Origin of the sequence: Acidovorax sp. 210-6 (assembly GCF_010020825.1) — a bacterium.
Lineage (GTDB): Bacteria > Pseudomonadota > Gammaproteobacteria > Burkholderiales > Burkholderiaceae_C > Simplicispira > Simplicispira sedimenti.
Window position 1 is genome coordinate 1,947,996 of the sequence record NZ_JAACJE010000001.1, and the last position, 13,400, is coordinate 1,961,395.

Sequence of the window (13,400 nt, forward strand, 5' to 3'; positions counted from 1 at the left end):
ACACCACCGAACAAGGAAACCACATGACTTCCGCAGTAATCGTATCGACCGCACGCACCCCCCTGACCAAGAGCTGGAAGGGCGCCTTCAACATGACCCACGGCGCCACCCTGGGTGGCCACGTGGTCCAGCACGCCATCCAGCGCGCAGGCATCGAGGCCGCCGAGGTGGACGACGTCATCATGGGCTGCGGCACCCCTGAGGGTGCCAGCGGCGCCAACATCGCCCGCCAGGCCGCGCTGCGCGCCGGCTGCCCCGTCACCGTGTCGGGCATGACCATCAACCGCTTCTGCTCGTCCGGCCTGCAGACCATCGCCACCGCCGCCCAGCGCATCATCGCCAATGAAGGCGACATCTACGTGGCCGGCGGCCTGGAAGTCATCTCCTGCACCGCGCAGGAAATGAACCAGCACATGCTGCAGGAAACTTGGCTCATGAAGAACAAGCCCGAGGTCTACTGGCCCATGCTGCAGACGGCCGAGCAGGTCGCCAAACGCTACAGCATCAGCCGCGAGGCCATGGACGAGTACGGCGCCGCCAGCCAGCAAAAGGCCACCGCCGCGCTGGAAAAGGGCCTGTTCACCGACGAAATCGCCCCCATCACCGTGACCATGGGCGTGGCCGACAAGGTCATGGGCCTGACCACCAAAGAGGTGACCGTGAGCGTGGACGAAGGCATCCGCGCCGGCACCACCTATGACGGCATCAAGGGCCTGCGCTCGGCACTGCCCGGCGGCCTGGTGTCGGCCGGCAACGCCAGCCAGCTGTCCGACGGCGCGGGCGCCGTGGTCGTCATGCACGAAGACCTGGCCGCCAAGAAGGGCCTCAAGCCCCTGGGCCGTTTCCTCGGCTTCGCCGTGGCCGGCTGCGAGCCTGACGAAATGGGCATCGGCCCCGTGTTCGCCATCCCCAAGGTGCTCAAGCGCCTGGGCCTGACGATGAACGACATCGACCTGTGGGAGCTGAACGAAGCCTTTGCCGTGCAGGTGATCTACTGCCGCGACAAGCTGGGCATTCCCGCTGACAAGCTCAACGTCAACGGCGGCGCCATCGCCGTGGGCCACCCCTTCGGCATGAGCGGCCAGCGCCTCACCGGCCACGCCCTCATCGAAGGCAAGCGCCGCGGCGCCAAGCGCGTGTGCGTGACTATGTGCATCGGCGGTGGCATGGGCGCTGCGGGCGTGTTTGAAGTGCTGTAAGCACCGATTCCCTGCCCGAGTGCATCAACAGAACGCCCCGTGCAGACCGATGGGTCTGCACGGGGCGTTTCATTGGGTGATCAGAAAGCAGATGGAGCGGATGGAGGGAATCGAACCCTTCAGTGTGGTGTTTCACTCTGATTGGCACTTTCAGCCAGTGGCCAAGGGGTCAGCTGCTAGGCGCAGGCATAACGGGTTACGTCAAGCCACTGCAACAACGCAGATGGGCCCTTGGCCACTGGCCCCAAGGGAGCCCCGAAAAAGCCGCCCAGCGTCGTTGCAGCCCTTGGCAAGGGCACCACCATTGCCTGCGCGCTGCGCCTAGCCAGGCAGCTTTTTCGGGGCTCTGAAAGAGCCAATCAGAGTGAAACACTACACTGGCAAGCTTGGGAAGCTGCCGCTCTACCCGTGCGCCGTGCTCCTGCTTACTTGAGTATGTCCCCCAAACACAAATACTTGATCTCGACATAGTCATCCATGCCATGGTGCGAACCCTCGCGCCCCAGGCCGGACTGCTTGACACCGCCAAAGGGCACATGCTCGGTGGCCAGAATGCCCACATTGATGCCCACCATGCCGTACTCCAGCGCCTCGCTGACGCGGAAGATGCGGCCCACATCGCGGCTGTAGAAATAGCTGGCCAGCCCGAACTCGGTGTTGTTGGCCGCAGCAATGGCCTCCTGCTCGGTCTTGAACTTGAACACCGGAGCAAACGGCCCGAAGGTCTCCTCGCGCGCGCACAGCATGTCGGGCGTGGCGTTGGCCACCACCGTGGGCTCGTAGAACTGACCCGAACCCAGACTTTGGAGGCGCTTGCCACCGGTCAGCACCTGGCCACCCTTGGCCACAGCATCGTCCACATGGCGCTGCACCTTCTCCAGCGCGGCTTCCTCGATCAGCGGCCCCTGGTTCACCCCCTCCTCAAAGCCATTGCCCACCTTGGCCGTCCGGACCTTGGCGGCGAACTTCTGCACGAACTCCTCGTACACACCCTCCTGCACATAGAAGCGGTTGGAGCACACGCAGGTCTGGCCGGCATTGCGGTACTTGCTGGCGAAGGCCCCTTCCACAGCGCTGTCGATATCGGCATCGTCAAACACGATGAAAGGCGCATTGCCGCCGAGCTCCAGCGACATCTTCTTGACCGTGGGCGCGCTCTGCGCCATGAGGATGCGGCCCACCTCCGTGCTGCCGGTGAAGCTGATGTGGCGCACCGTATCGCTGGCGCACAGCACCTTGCCGATGGCAATCGAATTGGCGCTGTCGGCCGAGAGGATGTTGAGCACGCCGGCGGGAATACCCGCGCGCACCGCCAACTCGGCAGCGGCCAGGGCCGTGAGCGGCGTCAGCTCGGCCGGCTTGATGACCACCGGGCAACCCGCGGCCAGGGCCGGGGCCACCTTGCGGGTGATCATGGCCAGCGGGAAATTCCAGGGCGTGATCGCCGCGCACACGCCGATGGGCTGCTTGAGCACCAAGAGGCGCCGGTTGTTGTCGAACTGGGGCAGGGTCTCGCCATTGACGCGCTTGGCTTCCTCGGCAAACCACTCGACGAAGCTGGCGCCATAGGCCACCTCGCCCTTGGCCTCGGGCAGGGGCTTGCCCTGCTCGGCGGTCATGATGCGGCCCAGGTCGTCCTGGTTTGCCATGAGCAGGTCATACCACTTGCGCAGCAGGATGGAGCGCTCCTTGGCGGTCTTGGCGCGCCAGGCAGGCCAGGCCGCGTTGGCGGCGGCGATGGCGGCCTGGGCATCCTGGGGGCCGAGGTTGGCCACGTCGGCCAGCAGGGCGCCGGTGGCCGGGTCGTGCACGGCGAAGCGGCTGGGGCCTGCGATCCATTGGCCGTCAATCAGCGCATCGGTCTTGAGCAGGCTGGGGTCGTTGAGCAGCGAAAGCGGGGAGCTTGGGGTGTTCATGGCAAGGCTCGGTCGTGTCGGAAAGGTGAAAAGGGTAGCGCCAAATTCAGGGTGCGGGTGTCGCAAAGGATTACTTGCGCCGCCCGCGCAGCCATTCGAGGGTCATCATCAGCGCGGTGGTGAACAGCGTCAGCAGCGTGGCCACGGCGGCGATCACGGGAGAGATGTTCTCGCGGATGCCGGTGAACATCTGGCGCGGCAGCGTGACCTGCTCGGGACCGGCGAGGAACAGCGTGACCACCACTTCGTCGAACGAGGCGGCGAAGGCGAACAGTGCGCCCGAGATCACGCCCGGCGCAATCACGGGCAGCGTGACCTTGAAGAAAGTGCGCACCGGGCCGGCGCCCAGGCTCAGGCTGGCCTTGACCAGGTTCTGGTTGAAGCCCTGCAGCGTGGCCAGCACCGTGGTCACCACGAAGGGCGCGCCCAGCGCAGCATGCACCAGCACCAGGCCGAGGTAGGTTTCGGACAAGCCGATGCGCGCGAAGAACAGGTAGGTGCTGACGGCCACCACGACGATGGGCACCACCATGGGCGAGATCAGCAGGCCGCTGATGAGCCCCTTGCCCACGAAGCGCGTGCGCGCCAGCCCCATGGCCGCGAGCGTGCCCAGGGCCGTGGCCAGCAACGTGGCCAGCGGCGCGACGATGAAGCTGTTGCGCGCGGCGCGCGCCCATTCGGCCGAGGCGAACAGTTCCAGGTACCACTGCAGCGACCAGCCCGGCAGAGGGTACGACAGGAAGGAGCCACTGGAGAACGACAGCGGCACGATGACGATGATGGGCAGCAGCAGGAACAGCAGCACGCCAACGCAGAAGGCGCGCAGCGCCAGCCAGCCGAGCTTGTCGGCCAGGCGGTAGTGCGCGGGGAAGTAGGCGGTTTTCATGGTGGGTAGTCCGCGCAGGGGTTAGCCGAGGTTGAGTTCAGCCTTGCCGAACTTGCGGTACACGGCATAGAGCACCAGGGTGGTCACCAGCAGCACCGAGCCGAGCGCGGCCGCCATGCCCCAGTTGACCTCGACGTTGGTGTACTGCGCCACGTAGTAGCTCAGCATCTGGTCCGTGGGGCCGCCCAGCAGCGCCGGGGTGACGTAGTAGCCGATGGCGGTGATGAACACCAGCAGGCCGCCCGCGGCCACGCCGGGGTAGGTTTGCGGTACATAGACGCGGAAGAACGCGGCCAGCGGCGTGCTGCCCAGCGAGATGGCGGCGCGCAGGTAGTTCGGCGGGATGGACTTCATCACGCTGTAGAGCGGCAGCACGAGGAAGGGCAGCAGGATGTGCACCATGGCGATGACCACGCCAAGCCGGTTGAACAGCAGCGGCACGGGGGTGTCGGTCAGGCCGATGGAGATCAGGAAGCGGTTGACCAGGCCGTTGCTTTGCAGCAGCACGATCCAGGCGGCGATGCGCACCAGCACCGAGGTCCAGAACGGCACCAGCACCAGGATCATCATCAGGTTGGCGCGGCGCTCGCTCAAGGTGCTGAGCCAGTAGGAGAGCGGGTAGCCGATGAGGATGGCCAGCAGCGTCACCGTGGCGCTCATCTCGAAGGTGCGCACCAGGATGTCGCGGAACGCGGCGGCTTCTGCGGGCACCTGGGTGATGCGTCCCTCGGACGTGCGCTGCAGGTCCACGGCGGCGAGCAGGTAGTCGGGCGTCCAGCGCGAGGCGTTCTTGGCAATCGCCAGCCAGTAGGGCAGTTCGGCCCAGCGCGGGTCGAGCGCCAGCATGCGCTCGCGCACTTCGGCATCTGACAGGCCCGTACCCAACGGCAGCGCGCGGTAGGTGCCCATGATGAGCGAGCGCGCGCCGCTGATTTCGCTGTTCAGGCGCCGCGCCAGGGCCCCAGCCTGCGCGGTCTCCTGCAGCGCCGAGAGGTCGCGCACCAGCGCGGCATAGGCCGCGTCGGGCGGGGCGCTCTGGCGGTCCCAATGTTGCAGCGCCGCGCCGGTGTGGCCCAGCGTATCGGCCACCTCGGGGTTTTCGATGGCGCGCACCAGCAGGCCCGCCAGCGGCACCACGAACACCACCAGCAAGAAGGCCAGCAAGGGCAGGGTAAGCGCCATGGAGCGCAGGCGGCGCCTGCGCTCGGCGGTGCGCAATTGGCGCCCCAGATCGGGGGGCGCGTCCTGGTCCTGGGGAATGGCCATGGTGGCGGTGCTCATGCGGGTGCCTTCATGCGGGTGGATGTTTGGCGGTGCATATTCCGTGTCCGAATCACGCGTGTCTAGGCGCGAAGCCGCATGCAGTGCCGAGGCACGACAAGGCTGAGCAACAACGACACGCGTGATTCAGACATGGAATCATTGGGCGGCCCAGGCGGCGAAGCGCTTTTCCAGGGCCTCGCCCTGGTCGGCCCAGAAGGCCACGTCAAAGCGCAGCGCATCCTTGCTGTTGGCGGGCGAGGTGGGCAGCAGTGCCTGCACCTTGGGATCGATCTTGGCCATGGCCTTGGTGTGGGTCGGGCCGTAGGAAATGTGGCGTGCGTATTCGGCCTGGGCATCGGGCGAGCTGGCCAGGGCGATGAACTTCATGGCCGCTTCCTTGTTGGCACCGCCCTTGGGCATGACCCAGAAGTCCAGGTCGTAGATGCCGCCGGTCCAGGTGATCTTGAGGTTCTGGCCCTCGCGCTGGGCGGCGTCGATGCGGCCGCTGAAGGCGGTGGTCATGGCCACGTCACCCGCCACGAGGAACTGCGGGGGCAGGGCGCCGGCTTCCCACCACTGGATGTGGGGCTTGAGTTCGCCCAGCTTCTTGAAGGCGCGGTCGGCGCCGTCCTTGGTGCCCAGCACCTTGTACACGTCGGCGGCCTTCACGCCGTCGGCCATGAGCGCGAATTCGAGGTTGTAGCGCGCGCCCTTGCGCATGCCGCGCTTGCCGGGGAATTTCTTCACGTCCCAGAAATCGGCCCAGCCGGTGGGGGCGTTCTTGAGCTTGTCGCCGTGGTAGGCCAATACGGTGGACCAAACGAAGGCGCCCACGCCGCATTCATGCACGGCGGCGGGCAGGTAGTCGGACTTGCTGCCCAGCTTGCTCCAGTCCAGGCGTTCGAACAGGCCTTCATCGCAGCCGCGGCTGATGTCCGGGCCCTCGACCTCGACCACGTCCCAGGTCACCTTCTTGGCCTCGACCATGGCCTTGATGCGGGCTTGTTCACCGTTGTATTCCACGGTGGTGATCTTGGTGCCAGTGGATTTTTCGTAGGCCTCGACAAAGGCCTTCTTCTGCGCCGCGCCGTTGGCGCCGCCGAAGTTCACCACGGTGATGCCCTGCTGGGCCAGGGCCGGGCCAGCCAGCACGGCGGCTGCGGCCAGCACCAGGGTGCGAAGGGGGAAATTTTGCATGGTTGTCTCCTTGGTTGGTTGTGAATGCAAAAAGGGAAATCAGAGGTACACGCGCATGTGCTGCGGGGGTGCATGCAGGTGGACGCGGTGGCCGGGGGTGGGCACGGCGCTGTGGCCCAGCGCGAGCTTGACCATGACCTCGGCCTCGCTGGGCAGCTTGCAGCGCAGGCGCAGGTGGTCGCCGAAGTAGATGATGTCCATCACCGTGCCGCTCACGGTGTTGGGCCGCGCGGCCTCGGCCAGTTCGATGCGCTCGGGACGCACGCTGCACTGCACGGCATCGCCCACGCCGGCGCGGTTGACGTTGATGCCTTGCAGCCGCTCGCCGCTGGGCAGCACCACGTCGCAGGTGTCGCCGTTGGTGGCGTGCACCTTGGCCTGCAGCACGGCGTTGTCGCCCACAAAATTGGCCACAAAGCGGTTGACCGGGGTTTCGTAAAGCCGGTCCACGCGGTCGATCTGCTGGATGCGTCCGTCGTTGAACACGGCCACGCGGTCGGACATGGTCAGCGCCTCGGCCTGGTCGTGCGTGACATAGACAAAGGTCACGCCCAGGCGGCGGTGCAGGGCCTTGAGCTCGATTTGCATGTGCTCGCGCAGTTGCTTGTCGAGCGCGCCCAGCGGCTCGTCCATCAGCACGAGCTGGGGGTCGAACACCAGTGCACGCGCCAAGGCCACGCGCTGCTGCTGCCCGCCCGACATCTGCGCCGGGTAGCGCATGCCCATGGTGTCCATCTGCACCATCTCCAGCGCCCGCTTGACCTTGGCTTCCAGTTCGGCGCGGGGGAGCTTGCGCACATGCAATGGGTAGGCGATGTTCTCGGCCACCGTCATGTGCGGGAACAGGGCGTAGTTCTGGAACACCATGCCGAAGTTGCGCTTGTGCGGTGGCGTGCGCGTGATGGGCTGGCCATTCAGGCAGATCTCGCCTGCGGTCGGGGACTCGAAACCGGCGAGCATCATCAGCGTGGTGGTCTTGCCCGAGCCCGAGGGCCCCAGCAGCGACAGGAACTCGCCGCGCTGGATGTCCAGGTTCAGGTCACGCACCACCAGGCTGGTGCCGTCGTAGGTTTTTTGCACCCCTCGAAAGGTCACGAGGGCTTCGCTAGCGGTCATGGGCAGAGGTAGGTTCGTGAAAGGGGATGGTTGCCACTGTAGGCGGACTGTCATCGCACCGACATATACAGACGCCGGTGCGGCGGTGGGGCACTGTGCAGCAAGCGAGGCCGCTACACAGAAACCCTTGGTGCCATCGCAGGCAAGAAGCCACCGGTCGATATGCTATTGATTTAATAGCTGCAAGCGCTTATGGATATTGCGCTGGAAACCATTTTTATGCCTAATTATTTAGGCCCTTGCCTGTGCCTGGCATTGCTCAGCCCGCCAGTGCCGCCTGCAGCGAGGCACCGATGATGGCCAGGCCTTCATCGATCACCGCGTCGCTGGCGGTCAGCGGCACCAGGATGCGCACCACGTTGCCGTAGGTGCCACAGGTCAGCAAAATCAGGCCGCGCTGGGCGGCATGCGCGGCCAGGGCCTTGGCCAGGGCGGCGTCGGGGCGGTGGGGGTTGCCGTCCTGGCACAGCTCCATGGCCACCATGGCGCCCAGGCCGCGCACCTGGGCCACGCAGCGGTGCTGCTGGGCCAGGGCCTGCAGGCCTTCCGTCAGGCGCTGGCCCACGTCTTCGGCGCGCTGCAGCAGGTTTTCTTTCTCGAACACGTCCATCACGGCCAGCGCGGCAGCGCAGGCCAGCGGGCTGCCCGCATAGGTGCCGCCCAGGCCGCCGGGGTTGGGGGCGTCCATCACGTCGGCGCGGCCGATGACGGCAGAGATCGGGAAGCCGCCCGCCATCGACTTGGCCAGGGTGATCATGTCGGGCGCCACGCCGCTGTGTTCCATGGCAAACCACTTGCCTGTGCGTCCCGCACCGGTCTGCACTTCATCGGCGATGAGCAGGATGCCGTGCTGGTCGCACACGGCGCGCAGGTGCTGCAGCAGGGCCGTGGGCGCCACGTTGAAGCCGCCTTCGCCCTGTACCGGCTCGATGATGATGGCGGCCACACGGCTCGGTTCCACGTCGTTCTTGAACAGCGCTTCGAGCGAGTCGATGGCGTCCTGCACGCTCACGCCATGCAGTTCGTTGGGGAAGCGTGCATGGAAGATCTCGGCCGGGAAGGGGCCAAAACCCGTCTTGTACGGAGCCACCTTGCCGGTCAGGCCCAACGTCATCATCGTGCGCCCGTGGTAACCGCCGGTAAAGGCAATCACCCCCGAGCGGCCGGTGTAGGCGCGTGCGATCTTCACGGCGTTTTCCACGGCCTCGGCGCCGGTGGTCAGGAACAGCGTCTTCTTGGCGAAGTTGCCCGGCGCCTTGGCGTTCAGGCGTTCGGCCAGTTCCACGTAGGGCTCGTACGCCAGCACCTGGAAGCAGGTGTGCGTGTAGCGGTCGAGCTGATCCTTCACGGCCTGCACCACGGCGGGGTGGCGGTGGCCGGTGTTCAGGACGGCAATGCCGCCGGCGAAATCGATGTAGCGCTGGCCTTGAACGTCCCAGATCTCGCCGTTCTCGGCGCGGTCGATGAAGATCTGGTGCGAATGGCCCACGCCGCGCGGAACAGCGGCTTCACGGCGCGCGTAGAGGGAGGCATTGCTGGGCAGGGGGTCGCGGTGCATGGATATCCTTTGGTCTGCAAATCGTGTTGCCACTGTAGGAGCCGCCCCGCGCCGCTAACATATACAGATAGCCCGCGCTCCCCTCTGCACTGTGCTGTTCAGCTTGCCTGTACAGACAAACCCTTGGTAGTACCCGTCCTGCCCGCGATCCCATGTTCTCTTTGAATCCCCAGTCCTCCACGCCGCTGGTTCTCCAGGTGGTCGAGGGTTTCCGGCAGTTGGTCGAAGACGGCAGTTTGCGCGCCGGGGCCAAGCTGCCTTCGATCCGGCAGTTTGCCCACGCCCACGGCGTGAGCGTCTATACGGTGGTGGACGCCTACGATCGACTGGTGGCCCAGGGCTACTTCGTGTCGCGCCCGCACTCGGGCTTTTTTGTGCGCCGCCGTGCCGACGCGGCCCAGGCGCCCGCGGCACAGGGCGCGCAGTTCAGCTTCGATTCCATGTGGTACATGCAGCGCATTTTCGAGAACCGCGCGCTGCGCCTCAAGCCCGGTTGCGGCTGGTTGCCGGGGGACTGGCTGTTTTCCGAAGGCGTGCGGCGCAGCCTGCGCGCGCTGGCCGCCGAGGACACCGACCTGGGCGGCTACGGCGAGCCCAAGGGCTACCTGCCGCTGCGCCAACTGGTGCGCGACCTGCTGGCCGAGCACGAGGTGGTGGCCAATGCCGAGCAGGTGCTGCTGACCCTGGGTTCCAGCCAGGCCATGGACCTGGTGGCGCGCCATCTGGTGCGCCCTGGCGACCCGGTGCTGGTGGATGAGCCGGGCTATGCCAACCTGCTGTCGTCACTGCGATTCCTGGGCGCACGTCTGGTCGGTGCGCCGCGCACGCCCCAGGGCTACGACCTCGATGCTTTGGAGGCGCGGGTGCAGGAGCACCGCCCCAAGGTCTTTTTCACCCAGCCCCGGCTGCAAAGCCCCACGGGCTCGACCGCGCAGGTAGCCCACCTGTACCGCCTGCTGCAACTGGCCGAGAAGTACGATTTCGTGGTGGTCGAGAACGACATCTACGCCGACCTGGACCCCGAGCCCCGGCCCACGCTGGCCAGCCTGGACCAGTTGCGCCGCGTGGTCTATATCAGCAGCTTTTCCAAGACCATCTCGCCCAACATCCGCGTGGGCTACCTGGCCGCGCAGCCGGATCTGCTGGAGGAGCTGGGGCGGCTGAAGATGATTTCCGGCCTCACCTCGTCCGAGTTCACCGAGCGCCTGGCCTACGGTGCCTTGCTGGATGGGCGCTGGCGCAAACACACCAAGTCGCTGCGCGACCGCCTGGCCGTGGCCCAGCAGCGCGTGGCCTCGCAGTTGCTGGACCTGGGCTTTGTCCTGTTTGCCGAGCCCAAGGCCGGCATGCTGCTGTGGGCCCGCCATCCGGCCATCGCCAATGCCACCGAACTGGCCTACAAGGCCGCCGAGCAGGACATCCTTCTGGGCCCTGGGCATTTGTTCAACGTAGAGCTCGAACCCAGCCCATGGATGCGCTTCAACGTGGCGCATTGCCAGGACGAGGCCTTGTTCGTCTTTTTACGCAGCCAGACCCTCTAAAATGCAAGGTTCGCCTGGGGTTTTGCACCCCAGGCCAGAGCGCCGCCGTTCCCCACCCAAGACCACGCCATGACAACACCGTTCACCGTTGCCGACATCCGCAAGACCTTTCTGGACTTCTTTGCCTCCAAGGGCCATACCGTGGTGGCATCCAGCCCGCTGGTGCCGGGCAACGATCCCACGCTGATGTTCACCAATTCAGGCATGGTGCAGTTCAAGGACGTGTTCCTGGGCACCGACAAGCGCAGCTATGTGCGCGCTGCCTCGGTGCAGGCCTGCCTGCGCGCAGGGGGCAAGCACAACGACTTGGAGAACGTGGGCTACACCGCACGCCACCACACCTTCTTCGAGATGTTGGGCAATTGGTCGTTTGGCGACTACTTCAAGCGCGAGTCGCTGAAGTGGGCCTGGGAACTGCTGACCGAGGTCTATAAGCTGCCGCCCGAGCGCCTGCTGGCCACTGTGTACGAAGAGGACGACGAGGCCTTCGACATCTGGACCAAGGAAATCGGCCTGCCGCCCGAGCGTGTGATCCGCATCGGCGACAACAAGGGCGGCCGCTACAAGTCCGACAACTTCTGGATGATGGCCGACACCGGCCCCTGCGGCCCGTGCTCGGAAATCTTCTACGACCACGGCGACCACATTCCCGGCGGCCCTCCGGGCAGCCCCGACGAAGACGGCGACCGCTTCATCGAGATCTGGAACAACGTGTTCATGCAGTTCGACATGAAGGAAGACGGCTCCGTGGTGCCGCTGCCCGCGCCCTGCGTGGACACCGGCATGGGCCTGGAGCGCCTCGCGGCCATCCTGCAGCATGTGCACAGCAACTACGAGATCGACATCTTCGACGCGCTGATCAAGGCCGCCGCACGCGAGACCGGTACCGCCGACCTGGCCAACCCTTCGCTCAAGGTGATTGCAGACCACATCCGCGCCACCTCGTTCCTGATCAGCGACGGCGTGATCCCCAGCAACGAAGGCCGCGGCTACGTGCAGCGCCGCATCGTGCGCCGTGCCATCCGCCATGGCTACAAGCTGGGCCAGAAGACGCCGTTCTTCCACAAGCTGGTGGCCGATCTGGCGCGCCTGATGGGCGATGCCTACCCCGCCATTCGCGAACAACAGCAGCGCATCACCGAGGTACTCAAGACCGAGGAAGAGCGCTTCTACGAGACCCTGGCCAATGGCATGGAGATTCTGGACGCAGCGCTGGACGGCGGCGCCAAGGTGCTGCCGGGCGAAGTGGCCTTCAAGCTGCACGACACCTATGGCTTCCCGCTCGACCTGACCAACGACGTGTGCCGCGAGCGTGCCGTGGCGGTGGACGAGGCCGGCTTTGCCGCCGCCATGGACAAGCAGAAGGCCCAGGCCCGCGCCGCAGGCAAGTTCAAGATGGACAAGGCGCTGGACTATGCGGGTGACGCCAACCGCTTCACCGGCTACGAGCACCTGGCTGAGACTGCAAAAATCGTAGCGCTCTACGTAGATGGGGTAAGCGTTGCGGCCCTGAAAGCCGGTCAAAACGGTGTGGTCGTGCTGGACACGACCCCGTTCTACGCCGAAAGCGGCGGCCAGGTGGGTGACGAGGGCGTCATTACCAGTGGCTCGGCCCGGTTTGCGGTGGGCGACACGCTCAAGATCAAGGCCGACGTGTTTGGCCACCACGGCACGCTCGAAGAAGGCACGCTCAACGTGGGTGACACGGTGCAGGCACAGGTCAACACGGCGGTGCGCGCCGCCACCATGCGCAACCACTCGGTCACCCACCTGATGCACAAGGCCCTGCGCGAAGTGCTGGGCAGCCACGTGCAGCAAAAGGGCAGCCTGGTCAATGCCGAGCGCACGCGCTTCGACTTTGCGCACAACGCACCCGTCACCGATGCCGAGATCCGCGAGATCGAGCGTCGCGTGAACGAGGAAATTCTGGCCAACGCGGCCACCCAGGCGCGTGTGATGGACATCGAATCGGCCCAGAGAACCGGCGCCATGATGCTGTTCGGCGAGAAGTACGGCGAGACCGTGCGCGTGCTGGACATCGGCAGCAGCCGTGAGCTGTGTGGCGGCACGCACGTGCAGCGCACGGGCGACATCGGCCTGTTCAAGGTGGTGGCCGAAGGTGGCGTGGCCGCTGGCGTGCGCCGCATCGAGGCGGTGACGGGCGCGAATGCGCTGGCCTACCTGCAAGGCCTGGAAGACACGGTGAACCAGGCCGCTGGCGCGCTCAAGGCGCCCGTGGCCGAGCTGAACGCCCGTATCACACAGGCACTGGACAACGCCCGCGCTCTCGAAAAGGAAGTCGCCGCCCTCAAGGGCAAGCTGGCCTCGGCCCAGGGCGACGAATTGCTGGCCCAGGCCGTGGACGTCAAGGGCCTGAAGGTGCTGGCCGCAGCCCTGCCCGGCGCCGATGCCAAGACCTTGCGCGAGACCATGGACAAGCTCAAGGACAAGCTGAAGACCGCCGCCATCGTGCTGGCCGCTGTGGATGGCGACAAGGTGCAACTAGCCGCTGGCGTGACCCAGGATTCCATTGCCAAGGTCAAGGCTGGGGAGCTGGTCAACTTTGTGGCCAGCCAGGTGGGCGGCAAGGGCGGTGGCAAGCCCGACATGGCCATGGCCGGCGGCACCGATGCGGCCAAGTTGCCTGCGGCGCTGGCATCCGTGGCGGGCTGGGTGGGCGAGCGGCTCTGAAGCTGGGCGGGGGGGGGCTGGCCTCAGCCCCTG

At 65.9% G+C, this 13,400-nt stretch carries 9 protein-coding genes; 3 read left to right on the forward strand and 6 right to left on the reverse strand.

From position 1 onward, the window contains the following. Window positions 1-23 precede the first annotated feature (23 nt). Complete coding sequence (locus GWK50_RS09000) at window positions 24-1,199, forward strand: acetyl-CoA C-acyltransferase (RefSeq protein ID WP_162016190.1); 1,176 nt, start codon at window positions 24-26, stop codon at window positions 1,197-1,199. A gap of 425 nt (window positions 1,200-1,624) precedes the next feature. On the opposite strand, the gene GWK50_RS09005 is transcribed toward GWK50_RS09000, so the two are convergent. The 6 genes from GWK50_RS09005 to gabT all read right to left on the reverse strand — a co-directional run bounded on the left by GWK50_RS09005 (window position 1,625) and on the right by gabT (window position 9,135). Beyond that, entirely contained in the window at window positions 1,625-3,115 is a 1,491-nt protein-coding gene (locus GWK50_RS09005) for an NAD-dependent succinate-semialdehyde dehydrogenase (protein ID WP_162016191.1), read from the reverse strand. 70 nt (window positions 3,116-3,185) lie between these two features. Then, a complete protein-coding gene (locus GWK50_RS09010) occupies window positions 3,186-4,001 on the reverse strand; it encodes an ABC transporter permease (protein ID WP_162016192.1) in 816 nt (271 codons plus the stop codon). 21 nt (window positions 4,002-4,022) lie between these two features. Then, entirely contained in the window at window positions 4,023-5,282 is a 1,260-nt protein-coding gene (locus GWK50_RS09015; RefSeq protein WP_162016193.1) for an ABC transporter permease, read from the reverse strand. Window positions 5,283-5,420: 138 nt separating this feature from the next. Continuing rightward, complete coding sequence (locus tag GWK50_RS09020) at window positions 5,421-6,461, reverse strand: ABC transporter substrate-binding protein (protein WP_162016194.1); 1,041 nt, start codon at window positions 6,459-6,461, stop codon at window positions 5,421-5,423. A gap of 39 nt (window positions 6,462-6,500) precedes the next feature. Then, the gene (locus GWK50_RS09025) at window positions 6,501-7,577 is read right to left on the reverse strand and encodes an ABC transporter ATP-binding protein (protein ID WP_162016195.1); all 1,077 of its coding nucleotides are present in this window, start codon (window positions 7,575-7,577) and stop codon (window positions 6,501-6,503) included. 259 nt (window positions 7,578-7,836) lie between these two features. Beyond that, complete coding sequence (gabT, locus tag GWK50_RS09030) at window positions 7,837-9,135, reverse strand: 4-aminobutyrate--2-oxoglutarate transaminase (protein WP_162016196.1); 1,299 nt, start codon at window positions 9,133-9,135, stop codon at window positions 7,837-7,839. A 152-nt stretch (window positions 9,136-9,287) separates the two neighbouring features. Between gabT and GWK50_RS09035 the strand changes: the two genes are divergently transcribed. Continuing rightward, on the forward strand, window positions 9,288-10,676 hold the full coding sequence (locus GWK50_RS09035) for a PLP-dependent aminotransferase family protein (protein ID WP_162016197.1): 1,389 nt from the start codon (window positions 9,288-9,290) through the stop codon (window positions 10,674-10,676). 69 nt (window positions 10,677-10,745) lie between these two features. Then, complete coding sequence (gene alaS, locus GWK50_RS09040) at window positions 10,746-13,367, forward strand: alanine--tRNA ligase (RefSeq protein WP_162016198.1); 2,622 nt, start codon at window positions 10,746-10,748, stop codon at window positions 13,365-13,367. The last annotated feature ends 33 nt before the right edge of the window (window positions 13,368-13,400 follow it).

Excerpts from the sequence above, each read along its gene's own strand:
- GWK50_RS09000 (WP_162016190.1), top strand. The coding sequence starts at position 24 with ATGACTTCCGCAGTAATCGTATCGACCGCACGCACCCCCCTGACCAAG.
- GWK50_RS09005 (WP_162016191.1), bottom strand. The coding sequence starts at position 3,115 with ATGAACACCCCAAGCTCCCCGCTTTCGCTGCTCAACGACCCCAGCCTG.
- GWK50_RS09010 (WP_162016192.1), bottom strand. The coding sequence starts at position 4,001 with ATGAAAACCGCCTACTTCCCCGCGCACTACCGCCTGGCCGACAAGCTC.
- GWK50_RS09015 (WP_162016193.1), bottom strand. The coding sequence starts at position 5,282 with ATGAGCACCGCCACCATGGCCATTCCCCAGGACCAGGACGCGCCCCCC.
- GWK50_RS09020 (WP_162016194.1), bottom strand. The coding sequence starts at position 6,461 with ATGCAAAATTTCCCCCTTCGCACCCTGGTGCTGGCCGCAGCCGCCGTG.
- GWK50_RS09025 (WP_162016195.1), bottom strand. The coding sequence starts at position 7,577 with ATGACCGCTAGCGAAGCCCTCGTGACCTTTCGAGGGGTGCAAAAAACC.
- gabT (WP_162016196.1), bottom strand. The coding sequence starts at position 9,135 with ATGCACCGCGACCCCCTGCCCAGCAATGCCTCCCTCTACGCGCGCCGT.
- GWK50_RS09035 (WP_162016197.1), top strand. The coding sequence starts at position 9,288 with ATGTTCTCTTTGAATCCCCAGTCCTCCACGCCGCTGGTTCTCCAGGTG.
- alaS (WP_162016198.1), top strand. The coding sequence starts at position 10,746 with ATGACAACACCGTTCACCGTTGCCGACATCCGCAAGACCTTTCTGGAC.